We start from the raw sequence: 19,622 nt of genomic DNA, 5'->3' as shown, positions 1-19,622 counted from the left end.
GGCCCCCCCCCGCGGGGCGTGGGGGGGGCGGGTCCCCGGCGGGGGGGCCTCCGGCCCCTCCTCGCGGTACGTTACTGCTGCTGGATCATCGCTTCGTAGTCGGGTTCGGCCTCGATGTAGGCGAACTCGACGGCCAGAGCGCCGAGTTCTTCGATGCCGGCATCCGACAGGTCCCACGTGAAGGTCGGCAGTGTGATGCCGGCCGCCGCCTCCTCGGGGATCTCGAGGTTCGTCGCTATCGCCGCGCGTACGGCTTCTTCGTTGCTCGAGGCCCAATCGAGCGCCTCTGCCATCGCCTCTGAGTACGCCGCGACCAGCTCGGGGTCTTCATCGAGGATCGCCTGCGTGGTGATGCTCGTCAGCACGGTGAGTCCCGGGATCGTCGCCTGGTACGGCTGCACGACCGAAACGCCGCCGCCGCCCAGCACGCTGGCGCGGAACGGGTCGGGCGCCCACGCGGCGTCCATGGTGCCCGCCTCGAGCTGAGCCGGCACGTCCGGGAAGACGACCTCGACGAACTCGATCGACGAGGGGTCGCCGCCGTCGTCCTGCACGGCCTTGCGGATCGTGAGGTCTCCGGCGGCGCCGATCGTGTTGACCGAGACCTTCTTGCCTGCGAGGTCAGCGGGCCTGGTGATGCCGGAGTCGCCGAGCGCGACGACCGCGTTCACGTCGTCACCCTCTGCGTTGCTGTTGGCGTAGTTGCCGACGATGACGACGCCGAGATCCTGCTGGTCGGCCCGGATCGGACCGAAGGGCTGGCCGATCGCGAACTGGATGTCGCCGCTCAGGAGAGCGGGGATGGCGTTCGCCCCGCCCTGTGCGGGGACCACCTCGACCTCGAGGCCGTGCTCCGCGAAGATGCCCTCGTCGATCGCGGCCCACAACGCCCCGGTCTCGGCGATGGGCAGCGCCGCGACCCGGACGCTGCGGGTTTCGCCCGGCGTCTCGTCGGCGCCCCCCGTGGGTGTGCCGGCGGGCGCGGCACCGGAATCGGTGCAGCCACTCAGCGCGAGCGCTGCGACGGCGAGCACACCGAGCGTGGCAAGACTCTTCTTCATTGACGGGGCCTCTCTCTCAAACCTGGCTGGGCGTCAAGGAAGCGGTGCACACGGGTGACGAAGGCGTTCCCCGGTGCGAAGTCGTGTCCGCACCGCATCGTGTTGACCGTGCCATCGTGCGCCATCCGACGCCCACTGTCAAGGTATCCATGACGGGCGTCAAGAATCGATTGAATATCGAGACCAACGCGGGCGCGCGGCGGCGGGCGAGGAAGCGGCTCAGAACCGGGTGATCACCGTCCGTGCGGTCTTGCCGGAGCCGAGCGCGTCATACGCCTCGTTGATCTCGTCGATGGCGATCTCGGATGCGATGAGGTCGGACAGGTTGAGCCTGCCCTGCAGGAACAGCGACGCGTAGAACGGGATGTCGCGCTTGATGTTCGAGGATCCCATGTAGACCCCGTTCACCTTCTTCTGCTCGCGCAGCAGCCCGTTCGCGTCGAACTCGATCTTTCCCCCGGCTCCGTGGATGCCGATCAGGCTCGCGGTGCCGCCGACGCGGAGCATGGCGATCGCCTGCTCGGCGGTCTCCTTGCGGCCGATCACCTCGAACGCGTGGTCGACACCTCCCCCGGTCAGTTCGCGCACCCGCGCGACCACGTCGCCTTCGCCGGCGTTGATCCCGTCGGTCGCGCCGAAGGCGCGCGCAAGTTCGAGCTTCTCGTCGTTCAGGTCGATGCCGATGATCCGCGCCGCGCCCACCAGGCGGGCCCCGCTGACCACGTTCAGCCCCACCCCGCCCAGGCCGATGACCGCGACGGTCTCGCCCGCGCGCACGCCCGCGGCGTTCAGCACGGCACCGGCACCGGTGATCGTGCCGCATCCGAGCACGGAGGCCTCGGGGAACGGGACGGCCGGATCGATGCGCACGAGCTGGTTCTCGTGGATCAGCGCCTGCTCGGCGAAGCCGGCCGTGCCCATCGCCGCCAGGATCGGCTCGCCGCGGCGGCTCAGCCGCGGCGCTGCTCCGTCGGCCCGCAGCGTGGCCTCGGGGCGGAGGCAGCTGACCGTGCGTCCGCTCAGGCACTCCAGGCACGCGCCGCAGAACTGGACGAGCGAGCCGACCACATGGTCGCCGACGGTGAACTCGGTGACCTCCGGTCCGACCGCCGCGACGATCCCGGAGACCTCGTGGCCCAGCACCATGGGGGGCGCCATCCCGAAGTCGTTCACGGCGAAGTGCAGATCCGAGTGACACAGGCCCGACGCCTTGACGTCCACGAGGACCTCGCGGCCGATGGGCTCGGCGATATCGATGTCCTCGATGTCGAACCCACCGCCGAAGGCGTTGACGACTGCTGCTCTCATGCTGACTGTCCGATGCTCGTGTTGATGGCCTTGGTGTTCAGGTAGTTGTACAGAACCTCGGTGCCCTGTTCCCGACCGAGACCGGACTCCTTGTATCCGCCGAACGGCGTCGCCAGATCGGGTGCGTATCCGTTCACGCCGATCGTGCCGGTCTGCACGGCGCGCGCGATCTCCAGCGCGGCCGCCGTGTCGGCCGAGAAGACCGCCCCGCCGAGCCCGTAACGCGAGTCGTTCGCAAGTGCGATCGCCTCGTCGATGCCGTCGTATTCGAAGACCGTCACGACGGGGCCGAAGATCTCCTCGCGGGCGATCTGGGAGTCGGCGGCTGCCCCCGCGATGATCGTGGGCTCGTAGAAGTAGCCGGCCTCACCCGGCAGGTCCCGCCCGCCGGTGAGGATCTGTGCACCCTCGCCACGGGCATCCTCCACCATGGTGCGCACCCGCCCGCGGATCCGCTCGGACACGAGCGGGCCCATGTCGGTTGCCGGGTCGCGGGGGTCGCCGAGATGGAAGGAGCGGGCCAGCTCGACCAAGCCCTCCACGACCTCGTCCGTGCGGGTGCGCGGGACCAGCACCCGCGAGAGGAGGAAGCAGGTCTGACCCGAGTTCATGAACGAGCCCGAGCGCAGGCCGGCCAGTGCCACGTCGATATCGGCATCCTCGGCGATGATCGCGGCGGACTTGCCGCCGAGTTCCAGGGTGACCGGGATGAGACGCTCGCCGCAGTTGCGCGCGATGATGCGACCGGCTGCGGTGGAGCCGGTGAAGGCGATCTTGTCGACCCCGGGATGCTTGACCAGGGCGTCGCCGGTCTCGCGACCGCCGGTGACGACGTTGACCACGCCGGGCGGGAACCCGACGGCCTCGACCGCGGCGGCCAGGGCGAGTGCGTCCAAGGGCGTCTCGGCCGCCGGCTTGATCACCACGGTGCAGCCGACGGCGAGCGCAGGGGCGAGCTTGGCGGTGAGGATGGACTGAGGGTAGTTCCACGGGGTGATCAGCCCCGCGACCCCCACCGGCTCCAAGCGGACCACCGAGGTGCCAGGCCCGCCGGCGTGGGCGCGCTGCTCCTCGAACGCGAAGCCGCGGATCATGTCGGCGAAGTACCGCAGATGCCGCGCGGGCAGGGCGATGTTCACGACGCGGGAGAAGCCCACCGGCTGCCCGATCTCGCCGGTGACCAGGCTCGCGGTGCTCTCGCCACGGCGTTCCAGCTCGTCGGCGAGACGCTCCAGATAGGTGGCGCGTTCATCGGGCGACATCCGCGGCCAGGGGCCGTGGTCGAATGCCGCGCGGGCGGCGCGCACGGCGGCGTCGACGTCCTCGACGCTGCCGTCCGCCGCGACTCCCACTGTGGTGCGCGCGTACGGGTCCTCCACCTCGATCCGCGCCGTCGAGCGGGCCGGCCGCCATTCGCCGCCGACGAAAAGCCGGTTGTCGGATTGGGTCGTGATCGTCATTCGTTCCTCCGTAGTGCCAGGTCGTCTTCGGTTCGAGCGGCGGCCGCGCGGCGGTCCGGCTCTGGTGGGCGTCGCCTCGCGGACCGCTCGATCAGGGCCATCGCATCGCTCGCCAGTTCGGCGCCCCGGTCGAACGGGGAGCGCCAGATCGCCAGCATGTCGGCGGCTCCCTCCGACAGCCCGGAGCGGGAGAAGGCCTCGACCCCCCAGCGGCCGGTGTATCCGGCATCCAGGGCGGTGCGGATGACGTTCTCCACATCGACCGAGCCCTCCCCGAGCGCGCCGCGACCGGACTGTCCGAGCTCGAGGTACGACAGTGCGGGCAGGGCCTGCAGAACGGCCGCGGCCATGTCGGATTCTTCGACGGCCATGTGGAAGGTGTCCAGATGGATGCGCAGGTGCGCCGAGCCGCTGGCGGCGACGAACGCCATCGCCTGAGCGGCGGTGTTGATCGCCGAGGTCTCGTACCGGTTGAGCACTTCGAAGGTCATCGTGACGCCGCGCTCGTGCGCATAGTCCGCGACCGTGCCGACTTCGTGCGCAGCTCGCTCGAACGCCGCCCGGGACGTGGGGCCCGAGGGATGGCCGAACAGACCGTACGGGACGCCGTTCATCTGGTCCGAGCCGAGCGCGACCGTGAGGTCCACGCTCGAGCGCAGGGCGGCGGCGCCGGCAGCACGCTCGTCCGCATCCGCGGAGGACACGTCGGCACCCGGCGCCTGCCCGGCGATGGTGATCGGCCGCAGACCGTGGTCGATGAAGGCGGCGCGCAGCGCGGCGGCGTCGGTCGCCGCCGCGTCCAGCGGCGGCAGCACGACGCGCGCGTAGCCTGCCGCCGCGATCGCATCCAGCGCGGCCGGCAGCGTCCCTGCCGAGACATCCGGGACGAGGACGTTGAGGTGGCACGCGACATCGAGCGCGGTGCGCGAGACGGATTCTCCGGTCACGGCTTTCCGGTCCCTAGAAGGTGGGCAGGTCGAGTCGCTGCTTGAAGACGGAGTACCCGTCGTCGACGTGCACCACAGTGCCGTTGATCACGTTGGACTCATCCGAGGCGAGGAACGCGACCACGTTGGCGATCTCATCCGGCTCCGTCATCTTGTTGCGCAGCTGCTCGGCGGCGAAGGTGCTGCGCAGCTCCTCGCTGAACTGGTTGATGATGGGGGTGCCCACCCGCCCGGGTGTGATCGCCAGCGCGCGGACGCCGTACTCGGCCAGCTCGTACGCGGCGGAACGGGTGAAAGAGATCACCGCGGCCTTCGCGGCGCTGTACGTGAAGGACAGCTCCGCGGCCTGCTCGCCGTAGATCGACGAGGTGCTGATGATCACCCCGCCGCTGCCCTGGTCGCGGAACTGGCGGCCTGCCGCGAGGATGCCGTAGTACACGCCGTCCTGATCCACGCGGATCATGGGGGCGTAGTCAACCTCCGGGTCGTGGTCCAGGAGGGGCTTGCCGCCGGCGATGCCGGCGTTGTTGAAGATCACATCGAGGCGGCCGTACACCTCGACGGCGCGCGCCACCGCCGCGGCGACATCCGCGTACACCGAGACGTCGGTCCGCACGGCCGTGGCAGAGCCCTCGAATCCCAGCGCGTCCACCTGCGCCACGACCTCTTCGGCCTGCGCGAGATTCATGTCGGCGATCACGACCTTGGCGCCCTCCCGGACGAACTTCAGCACGGTGGCCTGACCGATTCCGCTGGCACCGCCGGTGATGACGGCTACTTTGCCTTCCAAACGCATGGGGTTCTCTTTCGTGGTGCGAGATGACGGGGGGAACGTGGGGGCCGGTCGCCCGGCCCCCACGAGGTGGTTCAGCCCAGCTGGTCCGACGGAGTGGTGTCCGCGGCGTTCTCCTTCGTCACGAGCGTCACATCGACGGCGACGAAGTTCTCGGCCGGCAGCTCGCCGTCCTCCTGGTAGGCCTGGACATCCTCGATGAGCATGTCCAGCACGGCCGGCCAGGGCTGCTCGATCGTGGCGAGCATGTTGCCGCCCGCCTCGATCGACGCGAGAGTCTCGGCCAGAGCGTCCACACCGGTGACCGGTGCGGTCGATCCCGCTTCGGAGAGGGCCTGCGCTGCGCCCAGCGCCGCGTCGTCCCATCCTGCCCACACGGCATCCAGCCCGTCTGGGTTGGCGGAGAGGTAGTCCGAGACGAAGTTGAGCGCCTCGGTACGGCCCGTCGCCGGGTTGGTCACCTGCTGCGGCTCGCCGCTGACGACGGTCGCGCCGGCGTCTTCGAATGCCTCGACGGCGAGCGCCGAGCGGAGCCGGATGCCGGCGTGCGGGTCGTGCCCGATGACCATGACGGTCTTTCCCTCCAGCCCGCCGATCGACTCGTCGATCGCCTCCACCGTCTTGTCGACGATCTGCTGCTGGTTGGTGGTGATGTTGGTGGCGAACGCATCGGTCGCCTCCGTCCCGGCGTCCATCGAGAAGATCGGGATCTCCGCGTCCTTCGCCGCCGTGACGATCGAGCCGATCGATGAGACATCGGTGTAGCCGTCGAGGATCACGTCGGCGCCCTGGCCGATCGCGCTCTCCACCGCGGGGTTCATCTTCTGGAAGTCGAAGTCGCCCTGGATCATCGTGAGATCCCAGCCGAGCTCCTCGGCCTGCGCGGTGACGGCCTTGACCCACCACGCACCGACCGGCGTCTGGTTGCCGGAGGTGAACGCGATGACCTTGAACGGCTCGTCGCTGGCGCCCGCGCCGGCACCGTCGCCGCCGCCGGAACCCGAACTGGAACATCCCGTCAGTGCGAGAGCGGTCGCGACGGCGACCGCCGCGGCGATCTTGAATCTGGTACGCATGTTGCTACTCCTTCGTGTCACTGCGCTGATGTGCTTCTTGGTGCCCACGCGGAACGGGTGTCCGCGTGGCGTTCAGCCGGATCGTGGCGCTATCTCTCCCGCGTCTTGAGTCCGGACAGGACGACCGCCGCGATGATGATGAGCCCGGTCACCACCTGCTGGATGTATGCGTTGACGCCGAGGATGTTCAAGCCGTTGCTCATGACGCCGATGATCGCGACACCGACGATGGTGCCGCCGAGGTTGGCCGCACCGGATCGGATGACGGTCATACCGAGGAAGACCGCCGCCACCGAGAACAGGGTGTTGTCACCGCCCTGCTCGGCCGCGGCACTGCCGAGCCGCGCGGTCAGCAGGATGCCGCCGATCGCGGAGATGAAGCCGGCCATGGTGAAGGCGAGCATCCGCGCCCAGCGCACGTTCACGCCGGACAGTCGCGCGACCTCCTCGTTGCCGCCGATCGCGTGCAGGCGTCGTCCGAGCGTGGTGAACCGCAGGAGTGCCCAGATGAGCACCGAGATCGCGACAGCGAAGTACACCGGCAGCGGCACATTCAGGAACCGCCCCTGGCCGAGCTCGTTGAACTCGGGTGGGAGCCCGAACACCGTCGTGCCGCCGGTGACGATGTATGCCAGGCCGATCACGGAGGTCATCGTCGCGAGCGTCGCGATGAACGCCGAGAGGCGCAGATAGGCGATCAGCACGCCGTTGACCAGCCCGACCAAGAGCCCCACCGCGAGGCCCGCCAGGATGGCGACCCCCATGGGATTCTCCCCGAGCAGGAGCGCGGCCGTGACCGCACCGGCGAGGCTGGAGGTCGCACCGACGGACAGATCGAAGTCGCCGACGACCATGACGATCGTCTGCGCCCCCGCGATGATCGCGAGGATCGAGATCTGGTACAGGATGTTGCGGATGTTCACGAACGACAAAAAGGTGTCCGGGCGCATCGCGAAGAAGAAGAGGATGAGCAGGATCAGTGCCACGATCGTGCCGCTCTGCACGAGCACACGGCCGGCGGTCCGGGACTGCTGGGCCATCATGGCCCCGGTCCGGGTCGGCTCCTTCTGAATCGTCATGAGGTGGACCTTCCGTAGGCGTAGGAGAGGAGGAGCTCGTCATCGGCGCCCTCTGCGGGCACGTCCCCGGAGATCGAGCCTTCGTGCATGATCAGGATGCGATCGCACATGCCGATCAGCTCGGGCAGTTCGGAGCTGACCGCGATGACGGTGGTGCCGGTCGCGGCGAGCTCGCGGATGAGGCGGTAGATCTCCGCCTTCGTGCCGACGTCGATGCCCCGCGTGGGCTCGTCCATCAGCAGGACTCGGGGGCGGCGGGCGAGCATCTTGGCCAGGACGACCTTCTGCTGGTTGCCGCCGGACAGCTCGCCGACCGTCTGACGGGGGCTGCGCGCCTTGATCTGCAGGTCGGCCATGCCACGGCTGGCGATCTCCGCGATGCGCTTGCGCGAGACCATGCCGCCGCGGCTCACCGCCCCGATGTTGGCCAGCGCGATGTTGTCCTGGATGGACGCGCCGAGCAGGACGCCCTGGCTGCGGCGCTCCTCGGGCACCAGCGCCATCCCGGCGGCCAGCACCCTGCCGACCCCGGAGTGCCGCGGGACTTCCGCGCCCGCCACGGTGATCGTCCCGGAGGCGGACCGTTGCGCGCCGGCGAGGATCCGCAGCAGCTCACTGCGACCCGACCCGGCGAGACCGCCGATGCCGACCACCTCGCCCACGTGGGCCGTGAACGACACGTCTGTGACACGGCGCCCCTGCAGGTCCTTCACGACCAGGGACACCTCCGTCGAGGTCGTGCCCCGCTCGGGGTAGAGCGAGTCGGCGTTGCGGCCGACCATGGTCGAGATGACCTCATTGATCGTCGTGTCGGCCACGTCCTTCGTGACGATCGTCTCGCCGTTGCGCATGATGGTGAGGCGGTCGCACAGTTCGAAGACCTCCTCGAGCCGGTGGGAGACGTACACGACCGCGACGCCCTCGTCCCGGAGGGAGCGCAGGACGGCGAACACCTCGCGGATCTCGGTGTCGGTGAGGGATGCCGTCGGCTCGTCGAGGATGAGCACCCGCGCGTCGGTGGCAAGTGCCCGCGCGACGGCGACCATCGTCTGCTGCACCGGCGAGAGGTCGCCGGCCAGCTTGCGCATGGAGATCTTCTGGTTCAGCCGCTCGAGCTGCTCCCGGGCCCGGCGACGGAGGGCGCGGCCGTTGACGATGCCGGCCCGGCTGGGCAGCTGCTCGCCGAGCAGCACGTTCTCGGCGACCGAGGTCGTCGGCACGATCGACAGCTCCTGGTAGAGCGCCACGATCCCGGCCTTGTGTGCTGCCCGCACGTTGGCGAACTCGACGTCCTCGCCGTTGCGGCGGATCCGTCCCGAGTCCGGCGCGTACAGGCCCGTGACGACCTTGATGAGCGTGGACTTTCCGGCGCCGTTCTCGCCCAGCAGCGCGTGGATCTCGCCGGGCCGCACGGACAACCGCACGCCCTTCAAGGCGTGCACGCCATCGAAGCTCTTCACGATGTCCACCGCCTCCAGGGCGGGGGTCGCGGTCAGCACCGACTCGCCTCCGGTGAGCGTCACGACGCCCTCCCGGTGTCATCGATGTCGTTGCAGCGGATCAGCACCTTCGGGTACGCGCCGCTGATGTGCGTGGCGAACGCCTCGGCCGCATCCTCGAGGTCGAAGACCGACTGCGTCAGATCGTCCAGCTCCAGGTAGGGCAGCATCTGCAGCGCACGCGGGAAGGCGTAGGGAGAGACGAACACGCCGGTGAGGGTGAGCTCCTTCAGGTACAGGTAGTCGGAGAGGTTCAACGGCATCTCGAAGTCATGCGGATACATCGCGCCATAGATGACCGTGGCGCCCTTCGCAGCGATGTCCAGAAGCCCGCGCACCGCACGAGCCGCCCCGGAGGCGTCGATGACGACGTCGAAGCCGGCGCCCCGCGTGATCTCCTCGGACCGCTGATACTGGTCCTCCGCGATCGGGTCGATGACGGCATCCGCGCCGTGGCGCAGTGCCATCTCGCGCCGTTCGGCGATCGGCTCGATGAGGGTGAGCGAGGTCGCTCCGTTGCGCTTCATGACCTGCAGCGCGAGCTGGCCGATGGGGCCGCCACCGCAGATCACGACGCGGTCGCCGACCTTGATGTGCGTCTTGTCCGCGATGCGCACCGCCACCGAGATGGGCTCCAGCAGGCAGCCGTGCAGGAGCGAGACCGAGTCCGGCAGCTTGTACACCTGGGACTCGTGCCAGGTCACCGTCTCGGCCATCCCGGGCCGGTTGTACTCCTGGATGTGCTCGCAGAACTGCTGCTTGCCCGCGCGGCAGGGCGTGCACGTGCCGCAGAAGCGCAGGAAGTTCCCGGCGACGCGGTCGCCGACCTGCAGCCCGGTGCGGTGCGCACGGTCACCGAGGGCCTCGACCACTCCGGACAGCTCGTGGCCCAGGCCGATGGGGACGTCGGTGCCGAAGAACCCCTCCGCCAGGTGCGGATCGGATCCGCAGATCGCGGAGTACGCGACCCGGATGCGGACATCCTCCGCGCCCAGCGGCTGCTCCGGGAAATCGACGACCCCGATCCGGCCGCGGACGTCTTCATCAGGGTCCCGCAGACTGCCGATCTTGGTGACCGCGACTGTTCTCATTCGTCTCTCCCTCGGACGCGCGGACGATCCAGCGGCATCACTGGCCGCCGGCGATGACGCGGCGGGCGGCGGCGACGGTGGCGGCCAGGCCGTAGCCGTGCTTGTCGCGCAGCTCCTCGTCCTCGCCGAATCCGGCGTAGACCTGGGGGATGCCGAGCCGCTCGAAGGCGGACAGATGGATGCCGCGGTCGGCGACCACGTCGGCGATGCGGGAAGCCAGGCCCCCGTAGGCGAGGTGGTCCTCGAGGACGACGAACCGGCCGCCGGTCTCGGCCGCGCACTGCGCGATCAGCTCCTCGTCGATCGGCTTGAGCGTGAACATGTCCACCACGCGGACGGAGCGGCCGTCCTTCGCGAGCTCGTCCGCGGCATCCAGCGCCTGCGCGACCACCGTGCCGTGGGTGAAGATCGTGGCGTCGGTGCCTTCGCGCGCCACGATGCCCTTGCCGATGCGGACCTCATGCTGGCCGGGCTCGTAGAGCACCTTGTCTTTCTTGCCGACGGCCAGACGGATGTAGATCGGGCCCTCCATCGACATCGACTGGCGGATGACCTCGCCCACCATCAGCGGATCGCCCACCGAGGTGACGGTCATGTTGGTCAGCGCGCACATCAGCGCCAGGTCCTCGACCGCGTAGTGGGTGGAGCCGCCGTTGCCGACCAGGCCGCCGTGCGTGCCGATGATCTTCACCGGCAGATTCGGATAGCAGACGTCGGAGCGCACCTGCTCCAGCGCACGCATGCTCAGGAACGGCAGCATCCCGGAGACGACCGGGATGTTCCCGTCGTAGGCCAGTCCGGCGGCGATGCCGACGCACACCTGCTCGGCCAGCCCGACGTCCAAGAAGCGCTCCGGGAACTTGTCGCGGAATTCCACCAGGGTCGCGCCGATGTCGGGGGTGAGCACCCACAGGTTCTCGTGCTCGTCGCCGAGTTCGGCGAGGGTCGTTCCGATCACGGAGCGGGCGGAGAGCATCTCTCCGAAAGTGAAGGTGACGGGCATCAGACGGACTCCTTCTGACGGGATGCCTCGAGCGCGGCCATCGCGCGCTCCAGATCGGCGGCGCCGAGCGAGCCGGCGTGCCAGGCGAGGTTGTGCTCCATGAAATCGACGCCCTTGCCCTTGACGGTCTCGCAGATGACCACGGTGGGGCGGTCGCTGTCCGTGCCCGGAAGGGCGTCGATCGCCTCGACGAGCTGGCCCATGTCATGGCCGTCGACGCGCACGACGTTCCAGCCGAACGCCGCCCACTTGTCCGGGTAGGGCTCGAAGACGACCCGTTCCTCGGCGAAGCTCGTCATCAGCTGACGGTTTCGGTCCACGAACGCGACCAGGTTGCCGAGCTCGTTGCTGCGCGCCGCCATGGCCGCCTCCCAGACCGACCCCTCGCCGGTCTCGCCGTCGCCGAGCAGGCACACGACGCGGTGCGACTCCCCGCGGCCGCGGGCGCTGAGCGCCATGCCGACCGCGATCGGCAGTCCGTGCCCGAGCGACCCGGTGGAGCACTCCACACCCGGCAACTGCACCTTGCACGGGTGCATCCCGTAGGCGCTGTCCAGCTGGCCGTAGGTGTCGACGATGCCCTCGTAGGAGAAGAATCCGCGGATGGACATCGCGATGTACATGCAGACGGCCGCGTGGCCCTTGCTCAGCACGAAGCGGTCGCGCTCGGGATTGCGCAGGTCGGTCGGGTCCACGCGCAGGCCGTACTCGAACAGCGCGGTGAGGATGTCCGCGGCGGACAGGTCGCCGCCGATGTGGACTGCACCCTCGTAGGTTCCGCACAGGTGCAGCAGCTTGGACCTCAGCTCGAACGCGAGATCTTCCAGCTCTGCGACGGTGCGCGGATTCTCGCGCTCCGGAAGGGTCGTCTCACCCATCACATGCCTCCTCATCGATGACACGGACGTCTCTGAGGCGGGCTGGGCGCGTCCTCATCGACTCTCGCTTGCGATCTGGTCCGGTCTTCGGACCTCGACGGGGCGACCCTAACACGAAGTGATTTACAAGTAAACAGGAATGCACGTAAACTTGTTTACGGTGCTTATCCGCAGCAGCGGAGCACACCCAAGTCACAGAGAGGTGCTTGATCGTCATGACTGAAACGCTGGAGACCATTCGAACCGGTCTGTACATCGGAGGGGCCGAGCGCTCCACCTCCGACACGCTCGCGATCGCGGACCCCGCCAAGCCCGGAGTGATCGTCGGGCACGCGGCATCCGCCACGAAGGAGGACGTCGCCGACGCGGTCGCCGCCGCCAAGGCAGCCTACCCGGCATGGTCCGCGCTGAGCGCGATCGAGCGCGCCCGGGTGATGGCCGAGGCGATCGCCGGCATCGCCGACGAACGCGACGCCGACGCCGCGGTGCTCTCGCAGGAGAACGGCAAGGTCCGCTTCGAGGCCTGGGTCGACGCCCTCGTCTTCGAGATCCGGTGGAACCTCGCCCTGATGCTCGCCGACGAGGTGGACACCGGCAAGACCCTTCCGGTCGTTCCCGGCATCCCGGTCGAGACGGTGGTGTCCTACCAGTCGCTCGGTGTCGTGACCGTCATCGTGCCGTTCAACTGGCCGATCGCCATCCTCGGCGCTGCCCTGCCGCACGCCCTGCTGGCCGGCAACACCGCCATCGTCAAGCCGCCGCCCTCGGCGCCCCTGGCCACGACCCGCGTCGTCCAGCGTCTTGCCGAGAAGCTGCCGCCCGGCGTCCTGAACGTGGTGACCGGCGAGGACGAGAACATGTCCGGCCTGATCTCGAACACCGAGGTCGCGAAGGTCTGCTTCACCGGCAGCGTCAACGGCGGCAAGCGGATGATGGAGCTCGCCTCCTCCACGCTGACCCGGGTGACCCTCGAACTGGGCGGCAATGACGCGGCGATCTTCCTCGAGGACGCCATCATCGACGACATCCACCTGGACCGCCTCTACGCTGCGATCTACGACACCACGGGGCAGATCTGCATGAACGCCAAGCGCGTGTACGTGCACAACTCCCGGCTGGACGAGGTCGTCGCCGGGCTCAGCGAACGGCTCGGCAAGGCCGTGATCGGCTACGGCCTCGACGAGGGCACCACGATGGGGCCGCTGCACTCCCCCGTCCAGAAGGCGTTCGTCGAGGAGATCATCCAGGAGGCGAAGGATGCCGGCGCCGACGTTCGCGAGTTCGGCGAGCTTCCGGGTGGCGATCTGGCCGGCGGCAACTTCCTGCGCCCGGCGATCGTGATCAACCCGGACTCCTCGTTGCGGGTGGTGACGCAGGAGCAGTTCGGTCCGGTCATTCCGGTGATCGGCTTCGCCTCCGAGGCGGAGGCCGTCGCGCTGGCCAACGACACGTGGGGCGGCCTGTGCGGCTCGGTGTGGACGGCGGATCCGGCCGCGGCCACCCGCGTGGGCTCGCAGCTGGTGTGCGGCTACGTGTGGGTCAACGACCACGGCGCGACGCGCTTGGACCTGCGGGCACCGTTCGGCGGCATGAAGCAGTCCGGGTTCGGTCGCGAGCAGGGCATCGAGGGCATCCGCGCCTTCCAGGACACCCGCTCGATCGCCACGATCGACGCCGCCGCGCTCGCGGCGCAGGCGCACTGATGGGCGGCCGCGGCCGACATCCTCGATCCATCGGGCCGAGGATGTCCGCCGCGGCGTCCTGCGTCTGTCGCGGCACGCCGACGACAGTGTCGGCACCCCCGCGTGGTCTCCTCGATACACTCGCTTCACGGATTCTGCCGTGATCCGTCGCTGGAACGGAGTCCGATTGACTGGCGACCTGGACACTGACCCCGGTGCCCTCTTCGTGGGCAGCCCGGAGATCGTCACGGCGCCGCTGGCGGATGTGATCGACACGGAGAGCTTCACCCCCCGACTGATCGCGCTGCTGTCCAACGCGCTCGTGTGGCGGGAGTCCCGGCTGCTGCGGCAGGCGTTCAACCTCGGCACCAACGACTGGCGGGTGATCTCCGCACTCGCGATCCGACCCGGGGCGACCTCCAGCGACATCTCCGAATTCGTGGCGATGAACAAGGCCGTGGTCTCCAAGAGCGTCAACACGCTCATCGGCCGCGGGCTGATCGTTCCCGCCGACGGTGCGCGCGGCTCTCGCCCGCTGTATCTCACCCGCGCGGGTGCGCAGATGCACGATCGGATGATGCCGATCTCGCTCGAAGGTCAGGAGATCATCCTCGGCGACCTCAGCTCGGCCGAGGTCGAACAGCTCAACGCCCTGCTGGGCAGGCTCCTTCTGAAGATGCCCGATCTGTCGAGCTCCCCGGACTCGTCCGGCCCGGCCGGCGCGGACTGAGCTCACAATTTACCTATAGACATTCCCTATGCACATAGGTACTGTGAGGGGTGGAAGGCGCAGACGACTTCCGACTGAAAGCGGAAAGGACCTCGATCAGTGTCAAAGACCACGCACGTGCCCGCGAACCGTGAGGCAGCACTTCAGCTGGTGAACGGCTACTCCCTGGAGATGACCGGCAAGGATGTGCCCGGCCTCATCGAGGCGAAGGACGCGATCCCCGCCGGCACGAAGATCAATGTCACCTTCCTCGGCAACGAGGACCTGGAGATGCGCGTCGCGGCCTCCAAGGCTGTTCGTGAACTCGGCTTCATTCCCGTCCCGCACATCTCCGCGCGGCGTCTCGCGTCGCGCGCGCAGCTCGAGGAGTTCCTGGAGCGCCTGCAGGATGTCGGCGCGACCGAGCACGTCTTCGTCGTCGGCGGCGACCCGGCCACCCCGGAGGGCCCGTACGAGGACTCCTACGACGTGATCCGCACCGGCCTGCTGCGCGACTACGGTGTCAAGGAGGTCTCGATCGCCGGTTATCCGGAGGGTCACCCCGACATCAAGGAGGACGTCCTCTGGCGTGCGCTGGAGGACAAGTCCCTCTCCCTCAAGCAGCAGGGACTGGACGCCACCATCCTCACCCAGTTCGCCTTCGACACCGACCCGGTGATCGCCTGGGTGGAGGCCGTCCGCGCACGGGGCATCGAGAGCACCATCCGCATCGGCACGCCCGGCCCGGCCGGCATCAAGCGCCTGATCGGGTTCGCCCGCCGCTTCGGCGTCGGCGCGAACGCGATGATCGTGAAGAAGTACGGCTTCTCGCTGACCAACCTGATGGGCACCGCCGGTCCCGACAAGTTCGTCACCGACCTGTCCGCGCTGCTGGCGCAGGACCCGGCTTCGGGCGATGTCAAGCTGCACTTCTACACGTTCGGTGGCCTGCTGGCCACCGCAGACTGGGCGCGCGGCTACGCCGCCGCACAGTCCTGACGGCCGCCCGAGGCCTGAGGAGAAGCCATGACTCTGCAGAATGAATCCCTGCGCGACCACGCCTGCCTGATCGTGCACGGCCCGGACAAGCCGGGCATCGTCGCGGCGGTGACGGCGCTGATCACCCGCAACAAGGGCAACATCGTCACGCTCGACCAGTACTCCGAGGACATCAGCGGTGGCGCGTTCTTCCAGCGCGTCGTGTTCCACCGTCCCGATCTGAGCGCCGCGATGCCCGACATCGAGGCGGACCTGAACGAGACGGTCACCGCGCTGGGCCTGGAGTGGACCCTGACGGACCAATCCGCGCCCAAGCGGATGGCGATCCTCGCCTCCACGTCGGATCACTGCCTGCTCGAGCTGCTGTGGCGGCACCGCCGCGGCGAGCTGCCGGTCACCATCCCGATGGTGATCTCCAACCACACCAACGTTGCCGCGGACGTCCGCTCGTTCGGCATCCCGTTCTTCCACGTCCCCTCGCAGGGGCCGGACAAGTCCGAGGCCGAGGCGAAGATCCTGGAGCTGCTGAAGGGCAACGTCGATTTCATCGTCCTGGCCCGCTACATGCAGATCATCTCGGAGGACTTCCTTGACTCCGTGGGGGTCCCGGTGATCAACATCCACCACTCGTTCCTGCCCGCCTTCATCGGCGCAGCGCCGTACCGGAAGGCGAAGGAGCGCGGTGTCAAGCTGATCGGCGCGACCTCGCACTACGTCACGAAGGACCTGGACGAGGGGCCGATCATCGAGCAGGACGTCGCCCGCGTCGACCACGCCCACTCGGCCGCCGACCTGCAGGCCCGTGGCGCCTACGTCGAGCGCGCAGTGCTCTCCCGTGCCGTGCAGTGGCACGCCCAAGACCGCGTCATCCGGCACGGCAACCAGACCATCGTCTTCTGACGACCACCGATGCCTCACCCCGGGGCATCCATCCACCGAACAGAGAGGTTCCCTCCTATGGCACCGAAGAATCTTCAGGAAGTACTGGACGCGGCCAAGAGCCCCGTCGAGCTTCTGCGCAACTCCCAGATCGGCTCGTACATCTACCCCGTCGTGCCGGCCGACTTCCAGAACTGGATCAAGGAGCAGACCGCCTGGCGCAACACCGCGGTCCTGTACGACCAGTCGCACCACATGGACAACGTGTTCCTCAAGGGCTCGGACGCCATCAAGCTGATCTCGGACACCGCGATCAACTCGGTCGCGAACTTCGCCGTCAACAAGGCGAAGCAGTACGTTCCGACCACGGCCGCCGGCCACGTCATCGGTGACGGCATCCTGTTCCGCGAGGCCGACGACGAGTACGTGTACGTGGGCCGCGCGCCCGCGTCCAACTGGCTGCTCTTCCACGGTGAGACCGGCGGATACCAGAACCTCGAGATCAGCGTCGACCGCCGTTCCCCCTCGCGTCCGTACGGCCACGCCGTCTCGCGCCAGTACTACCGCTTCCAGATCCAGGGCCCCAACGCGTGGGCCGTCATCGAGAAGCTCAACGGCGGCGAACTGGAGAAGCTCGGCTTCTTCAACATGTCGACGATGAAGATCGCCGGCAAGGACGTCCGTACGCTGCGCCACGGCATGGCCGGAGCACCCGGACTCGAGATCTGGGGCCCCTACGCCGATCACGACGTCATCCGCGACGCGATCGTCGAGGCGGGCGCAGAGTTCGGTCTGGTCCCGGTCGGTTCGCGCGCCTACCCGTCCAACACGCTGGAGTCCGGCTGGATCCCCTCGCCGCTCCCGGCCATCTACACCGGCGAAGCTGAGCGCGCATACCGCGAGTGGCTCGGCGTGGACAGCTACGAGGCGACCGGCACGCTGGCCGGCTCGTTCGTGTCGGACAACATCGAGGACTACTACCTCACCCCGTGGGAGCTCGGCTACGGCTCGTTCGTGAAGTTCGACCACGACTTCATCGGCCGTGACGCACTCGAGAAGATCGACCCGGCATCGCAGCGCAAGAAGGTCACGCTCGCCTGGAACGCCGAGGACCTCGGCAAGGTCTGGACGTCGCTGCTGAACGTCGATGGGCCCAGCTACAAGTTCTTCGACCTGCCGCTGGCCAACTACGGCTCCGCGAACTACGACTCGATCGTGGACGCGAACGGCACGAACGTCGGACTGTCGATGTTCACCGGCTACTCGGCCAACGAGCGTCGCGGCCTGTCGCTCGGCCTGGTCAACCCGGACGTGCCCGAGGGCACCGAGCTCAAGGTCGTCTGGGGCGAGCCGGATGGCGGCACCAGCAAGGCCTCCGTCGAGCCGCACGAGCAGACCGAGGTCCGCGTCGTGGTCAGCCCCGTCCCGTACTCGACGGTCGCCCGCGCGACCTACCAGGGCGGCTGGCGCACGGGCTACGACAACACGTCCGCGTAGCCGAAAGACTCGAGGGGGTCCACCCGTGCAGGCTCGTCAGCCTGTCCGAGGGTGGGCCCCCTCGCACCATTGATAGCCTCAGGTCACCCCACGAAAGGAGAGCAGATGAGCCTGCGATACGCGCTCCTGGCCATCCTTCGCGTGGGCCCGCTGTCGGGCTACGACCTGCAGAAGCAGTTCTCCCACTCCGTCGGGCACGTCTGGCACGCTCCCGACTCGCAGATCTACCCCGAGCTGCGCAAGATGGAATCCGAAGGCCTCATCGAGGGCGAGGAGCAGACGCGCGGCGAGCGCGGCACCCGGCGCGTCTACCACGTCACCGACGCCGGACATCGGGCGTTCCTGCTGTGGATGCAGACGCCGTTGGACTACTCCCGCGTGCGTGATCCCGCTCATCTGCGCGCCGCGTATCTGGAGTCCGCGCCGCCGGAGGCGGCCCGCGCGTTCCTGCGCGCGCACATCGCGCAGTGGGAGGGCGAGCTGGAGCAGTGGGAGGGCGAGTTGCGCCACATCGCCGACCGCGACAACCCGATGCTGGTGCGGCGGCTGCAGGCCACCGCGCCCGAAGAGCATTCCGCGGTCCTGGCGTACAAGCGACTGGCCTATGAAGGCCTGGTCGACCGCGCCCGAGGCGAGATCGCGTGGGCCAACCGTGGTCTGGCCCTCGTCGATTCGCTCAACGCGGACTGAGCGCGGTCAGAACACGTACTCCATCAGGTCGACCCCCAGCGTGCGGAACGCGTCGTGCGCTCGGAGCCGGTGCGTGATCGACAGGTCGTCGAAGCAGACGATCAGCGCGTAGGAGACGCCCGCCCGGGGACCGGCCAGGACTCCCGCCTCCGCACGGATGCCGGCATCCTGACCTGTCTTGTTCACGAACAGCAGCCCGTGCTCGTCGTTCTCGTGCGAGAACGGGTCCAAGCCGGTGGCCGCTGCGACCAGCGACAGATCGTGGTTCAGGCTCAGCCATTCGGACACCTGTGCGCTGACTCCCGCCGAGACGATCTGCGAGTTCACCAGGCCGGCGAACAGCGCGGACAGTTCCCGAGCCGAGCCCAGCGCGACGTGCGGCGCGTCGTCGGGTCCGCGGGCGTCGCGGAACGCATCCAGCAGGGCCGAATGCGCCAGTCCGAGCTGCTCGATCCGGGCGCGGACCGCGGGAAGCCCGACCCGCGCGATCAGGGCGTTCGCAGCCAGGGCGTCCCCGGTCGCCGCCGCCAGGACCGCGAGATCCGCCAGCGGCAGCGCGGGTGCCTTCAGGTGCTGCCACACCCCCGCGCCACCGACCTCGTCCAGTGAGGAGCGTTCGATGATCTCCAGCGGATCGAGCGCGCCGGATTCGAACCCGGCCGCGACGTCGATCAGCAGCGGCACGATGCCCAGGCCCGCGACCGGGAGCGTCTCGTGGTCGTCCCCGGCGAGCACGGCACTGCCGCGATCCAGATCAGTGATGCGCACGGCGACGCGTGCGCCGGAGGTCGCGAGCTGATCGAGCGCCTTCAGCGTCGAGACGAACGACCTGCGACCGGCCGCGGCCCGTCGCGGCAGTCGTCTGCTGCTTCGTCGCGACCCCCGCAGCGACTCGGCGTCCCGCCTGGGCTCTGGGGCAATGCCCACCCGTGCTCCTTCCGGTGTCAGTGCGAGTGAGGGATGCGCGCGCG

The 19,622-nt window shown here is 68.6% G+C and carries 18 protein-coding genes; 6 read left to right on the top strand and 12 right to left on the bottom strand.

The genetic code is table 11. The features are described 5' to 3' along the window. Positions 1 to 71 precede the first annotated feature (71 nt). From NQ152_RS05190 to NQ152_RS05140, 11 genes are all read right to left on the bottom strand, one after another. Positions 72 to 1,061 (bottom strand): ABC transporter substrate-binding protein, encoded by a 990-nt coding sequence (locus NQ152_RS05190; protein ID WP_257523237.1) that lies wholly within the window; start codon positions 1,059 to 1,061, stop codon positions 72 to 74. A 219-nt stretch (positions 1,062 to 1,280) separates the two neighbouring features. Beyond that, positions 1,281 to 2,369, bottom strand: a complete 1,089-nt coding sequence (locus NQ152_RS05185; protein WP_257523236.1) for a Zn-dependent alcohol dehydrogenase — start codon at positions 2,367 to 2,369, stop codon at positions 1,281 to 1,283. Continuing rightward, complete coding sequence (locus tag NQ152_RS05180) at positions 2,366 to 3,829, bottom strand: aldehyde dehydrogenase (RefSeq protein ID WP_257523235.1); 1,464 nt, start codon at positions 3,827 to 3,829, stop codon at positions 2,366 to 2,368. The genes NQ152_RS05185 and NQ152_RS05180 overlap by 4 nt, the downstream gene beginning before the upstream one ends. After that, positions 3,826 to 4,776 (bottom strand): sugar phosphate isomerase/epimerase, encoded by a 951-nt coding sequence (locus tag NQ152_RS05175; protein ID WP_257523234.1) that lies wholly within the window; start codon positions 4,774 to 4,776, stop codon positions 3,826 to 3,828. Before NQ152_RS05175 ends, NQ152_RS05180 begins: the two co-directional genes overlap by 4 nt. A 13-nt stretch (positions 4,777 to 4,789) precedes the next feature. Further along, positions 4,790 to 5,572: an SDR family NAD(P)-dependent oxidoreductase gene (locus NQ152_RS05170; protein ID WP_257501126.1), complete on the bottom strand. Its 783-nt coding sequence runs from the start codon at positions 5,570 to 5,572 to the stop codon at positions 4,790 to 4,792. Positions 5,573 to 5,643: 71 nt separating this feature from the next. Beyond that, positions 5,644 to 6,645, bottom strand: coding sequence for a sugar ABC transporter substrate-binding protein (locus NQ152_RS05165; RefSeq protein WP_257501125.1), 1,002 nt, complete (start codon positions 6,643 to 6,645; stop codon positions 5,644 to 5,646). Between the two features lie 89 nt (positions 6,646 to 6,734). After that, entirely contained in the window at positions 6,735 to 7,724 is a 990-nt protein-coding gene (locus tag NQ152_RS05160) for an ABC transporter permease (RefSeq protein ID WP_257501124.1), read from the bottom strand. Next, positions 7,721 to 9,247 carry a sugar ABC transporter ATP-binding protein gene (locus NQ152_RS05155; protein WP_257523233.1) on the bottom strand — a complete coding sequence of 509 codons (1,527 nt, stop codon included), beginning with the start codon at positions 9,245 to 9,247 and terminating at the stop codon, positions 7,721 to 7,723. The genes NQ152_RS05160 and NQ152_RS05155 overlap by 4 nt, the downstream gene beginning before the upstream one ends. Beyond that, positions 9,244 to 10,314, bottom strand: a complete 1,071-nt coding sequence (locus NQ152_RS05150; protein ID WP_257523232.1) for a zinc-binding dehydrogenase — start codon at positions 10,312 to 10,314, stop codon at positions 9,244 to 9,246. Before NQ152_RS05150 ends, NQ152_RS05155 begins: the two co-directional genes overlap by 4 nt. Before the next feature lie 37 nt (positions 10,315 to 10,351). Next, a complete protein-coding gene (locus NQ152_RS05145; RefSeq protein ID WP_257523231.1) occupies positions 10,352 to 11,317 on the bottom strand; it encodes a transketolase family protein in 966 nt (321 codons plus the stop codon). Then, positions 11,317 to 12,195, bottom strand: coding sequence for a transketolase (locus NQ152_RS05140; protein ID WP_257523230.1), 879 nt, complete (start codon positions 12,193 to 12,195; stop codon positions 11,317 to 11,319). Before NQ152_RS05140 ends, NQ152_RS05145 begins: the two co-directional genes overlap by 1 nt. 215 nt (positions 12,196 to 12,410) lie before the next feature. Here NQ152_RS05140 and NQ152_RS05135 point away from each other — a divergent pair, with 215 nt between their 5' ends. The 6 genes from NQ152_RS05135 to NQ152_RS05110 all read left to right on the top strand — a co-directional run bounded on the left by NQ152_RS05135 (position 12,411) and on the right by NQ152_RS05110 (position 18,651). Then, positions 12,411 to 13,898 (top strand): aldehyde dehydrogenase family protein, encoded by a 1,488-nt coding sequence (locus NQ152_RS05135; RefSeq protein ID WP_257523229.1) that lies wholly within the window; start codon positions 12,411 to 12,413, stop codon positions 13,896 to 13,898. Positions 13,899 to 14,064: 166 nt separating this feature from the next. Continuing rightward, positions 14,065 to 14,607 (top strand): MarR family winged helix-turn-helix transcriptional regulator, encoded by a 543-nt coding sequence (locus tag NQ152_RS05130; protein ID WP_257501118.1) that lies wholly within the window; start codon positions 14,065 to 14,067, stop codon positions 14,605 to 14,607. Positions 14,608 to 14,778: 171 nt separating this feature from the next. Next, positions 14,779 to 15,585: a methylenetetrahydrofolate reductase gene (locus NQ152_RS05125; protein WP_257501148.1), complete on the top strand. Its 807-nt coding sequence runs from the start codon at positions 14,779 to 14,781 to the stop codon at positions 15,583 to 15,585. A 27-nt stretch (positions 15,586 to 15,612) separates the two neighbouring features. After that, positions 15,613 to 16,485 (top strand): formyltetrahydrofolate deformylase, encoded by an 873-nt coding sequence (purU, locus tag NQ152_RS05120; protein ID WP_257523228.1) that lies wholly within the window; start codon positions 15,613 to 15,615, stop codon positions 16,483 to 16,485. A 57-nt stretch (positions 16,486 to 16,542) separates the two neighbouring features. Further along, positions 16,543 to 17,961, top strand: coding sequence for an aminomethyl transferase family protein (locus tag NQ152_RS05115; protein ID WP_257501116.1), 1,419 nt, complete (start codon positions 16,543 to 16,545; stop codon positions 17,959 to 17,961). 105 nt (positions 17,962 to 18,066) lie between these two features. After that, entirely contained in the window at positions 18,067 to 18,651 is a 585-nt protein-coding gene (locus NQ152_RS05110; protein WP_257501115.1) for a PadR family transcriptional regulator, read from the top strand. A gap of 6 nt (positions 18,652 to 18,657) precedes the next feature. Here the strand turns inward: NQ152_RS05110 and NQ152_RS05105 are convergent, their stop codons facing one another. Further along, the gene (locus NQ152_RS05105; protein WP_257501114.1) at positions 18,658 to 19,578 is read right to left on the bottom strand and encodes a class A beta-lactamase-related serine hydrolase; all 921 of its coding nucleotides are present in this window, start codon (positions 19,576 to 19,578) and stop codon (positions 18,658 to 18,660) included. Positions 19,579 to 19,622: the final 44 nt, after the last annotated feature.

It is taken from the genome of Microbacterium sp. zg.B48 (assembly GCF_024623505.1).
Classification (GTDB): domain Bacteria; phylum Actinomycetota; class Actinomycetes; order Actinomycetales; family Microbacteriaceae; genus Microbacterium.
The sequence above is the reverse complement of the archived record's forward strand: the minus strand, read 5'-3'. Positions and strand labels throughout refer to the sequence as shown.

Coding starts and splice junctions, on each gene's coding strand:
- NQ152_RS05190 (WP_257523237.1), bottom strand. CDS start 1,061: ATGAAGAAGAGTCTTGCCACGCTCGGTGTGCTCGCCGTCGCAGCGCTC.
- NQ152_RS05185 (WP_257523236.1), bottom strand. CDS start 2,369: ATGAGAGCAGCAGTCGTCAACGCCTTCGGCGGTGGGTTCGACATCGAG.
- NQ152_RS05180 (WP_257523235.1), bottom strand. CDS start 3,829: ATGACGATCACGACCCAATCCGACAACCGGCTTTTCGTCGGCGGCGAA.
- NQ152_RS05170 (WP_257501126.1), bottom strand. CDS start 5,572: ATGCGTTTGGAAGGCAAAGTAGCCGTCATCACCGGCGGTGCCAGCGGA.
- NQ152_RS05165 (WP_257501125.1), bottom strand. CDS start 6,645: ATGCGTACCAGATTCAAGATCGCCGCGGCGGTCGCCGTCGCGACCGCT.
- NQ152_RS05160 (WP_257501124.1), bottom strand. CDS start 7,724: ATGACGATTCAGAAGGAGCCGACCCGGACCGGGGCCATGATGGCCCAG.
- NQ152_RS05150 (WP_257523232.1), bottom strand. CDS start 10,314: ATGAGAACAGTCGCGGTCACCAAGATCGGCAGTCTGCGGGACCCTGAT.
- NQ152_RS05145 (WP_257523231.1), bottom strand. CDS start 11,317: ATGCCCGTCACCTTCACTTTCGGAGAGATGCTCTCCGCCCGCTCCGTG.
- NQ152_RS05140 (WP_257523230.1), bottom strand. CDS start 12,195: ATGGGTGAGACGACCCTTCCGGAGCGCGAGAATCCGCGCACCGTCGCA.
- NQ152_RS05135 (WP_257523229.1), top strand. CDS start 12,411: ATGACTGAAACGCTGGAGACCATTCGAACCGGTCTGTACATCGGAGGG.
- NQ152_RS05125 (WP_257501148.1), top strand. CDS start 14,779: ATGACCGGCAAGGATGTGCCCGGCCTCATCGAGGCGAAGGACGCGATC.
- purU (WP_257523228.1), top strand. CDS start 15,613: ATGACTCTGCAGAATGAATCCCTGCGCGACCACGCCTGCCTGATCGTG.
- NQ152_RS05115 (WP_257501116.1), top strand. CDS start 16,543: ATGGCACCGAAGAATCTTCAGGAAGTACTGGACGCGGCCAAGAGCCCC.
- NQ152_RS05110 (WP_257501115.1), top strand. CDS start 18,067: ATGAGCCTGCGATACGCGCTCCTGGCCATCCTTCGCGTGGGCCCGCTG.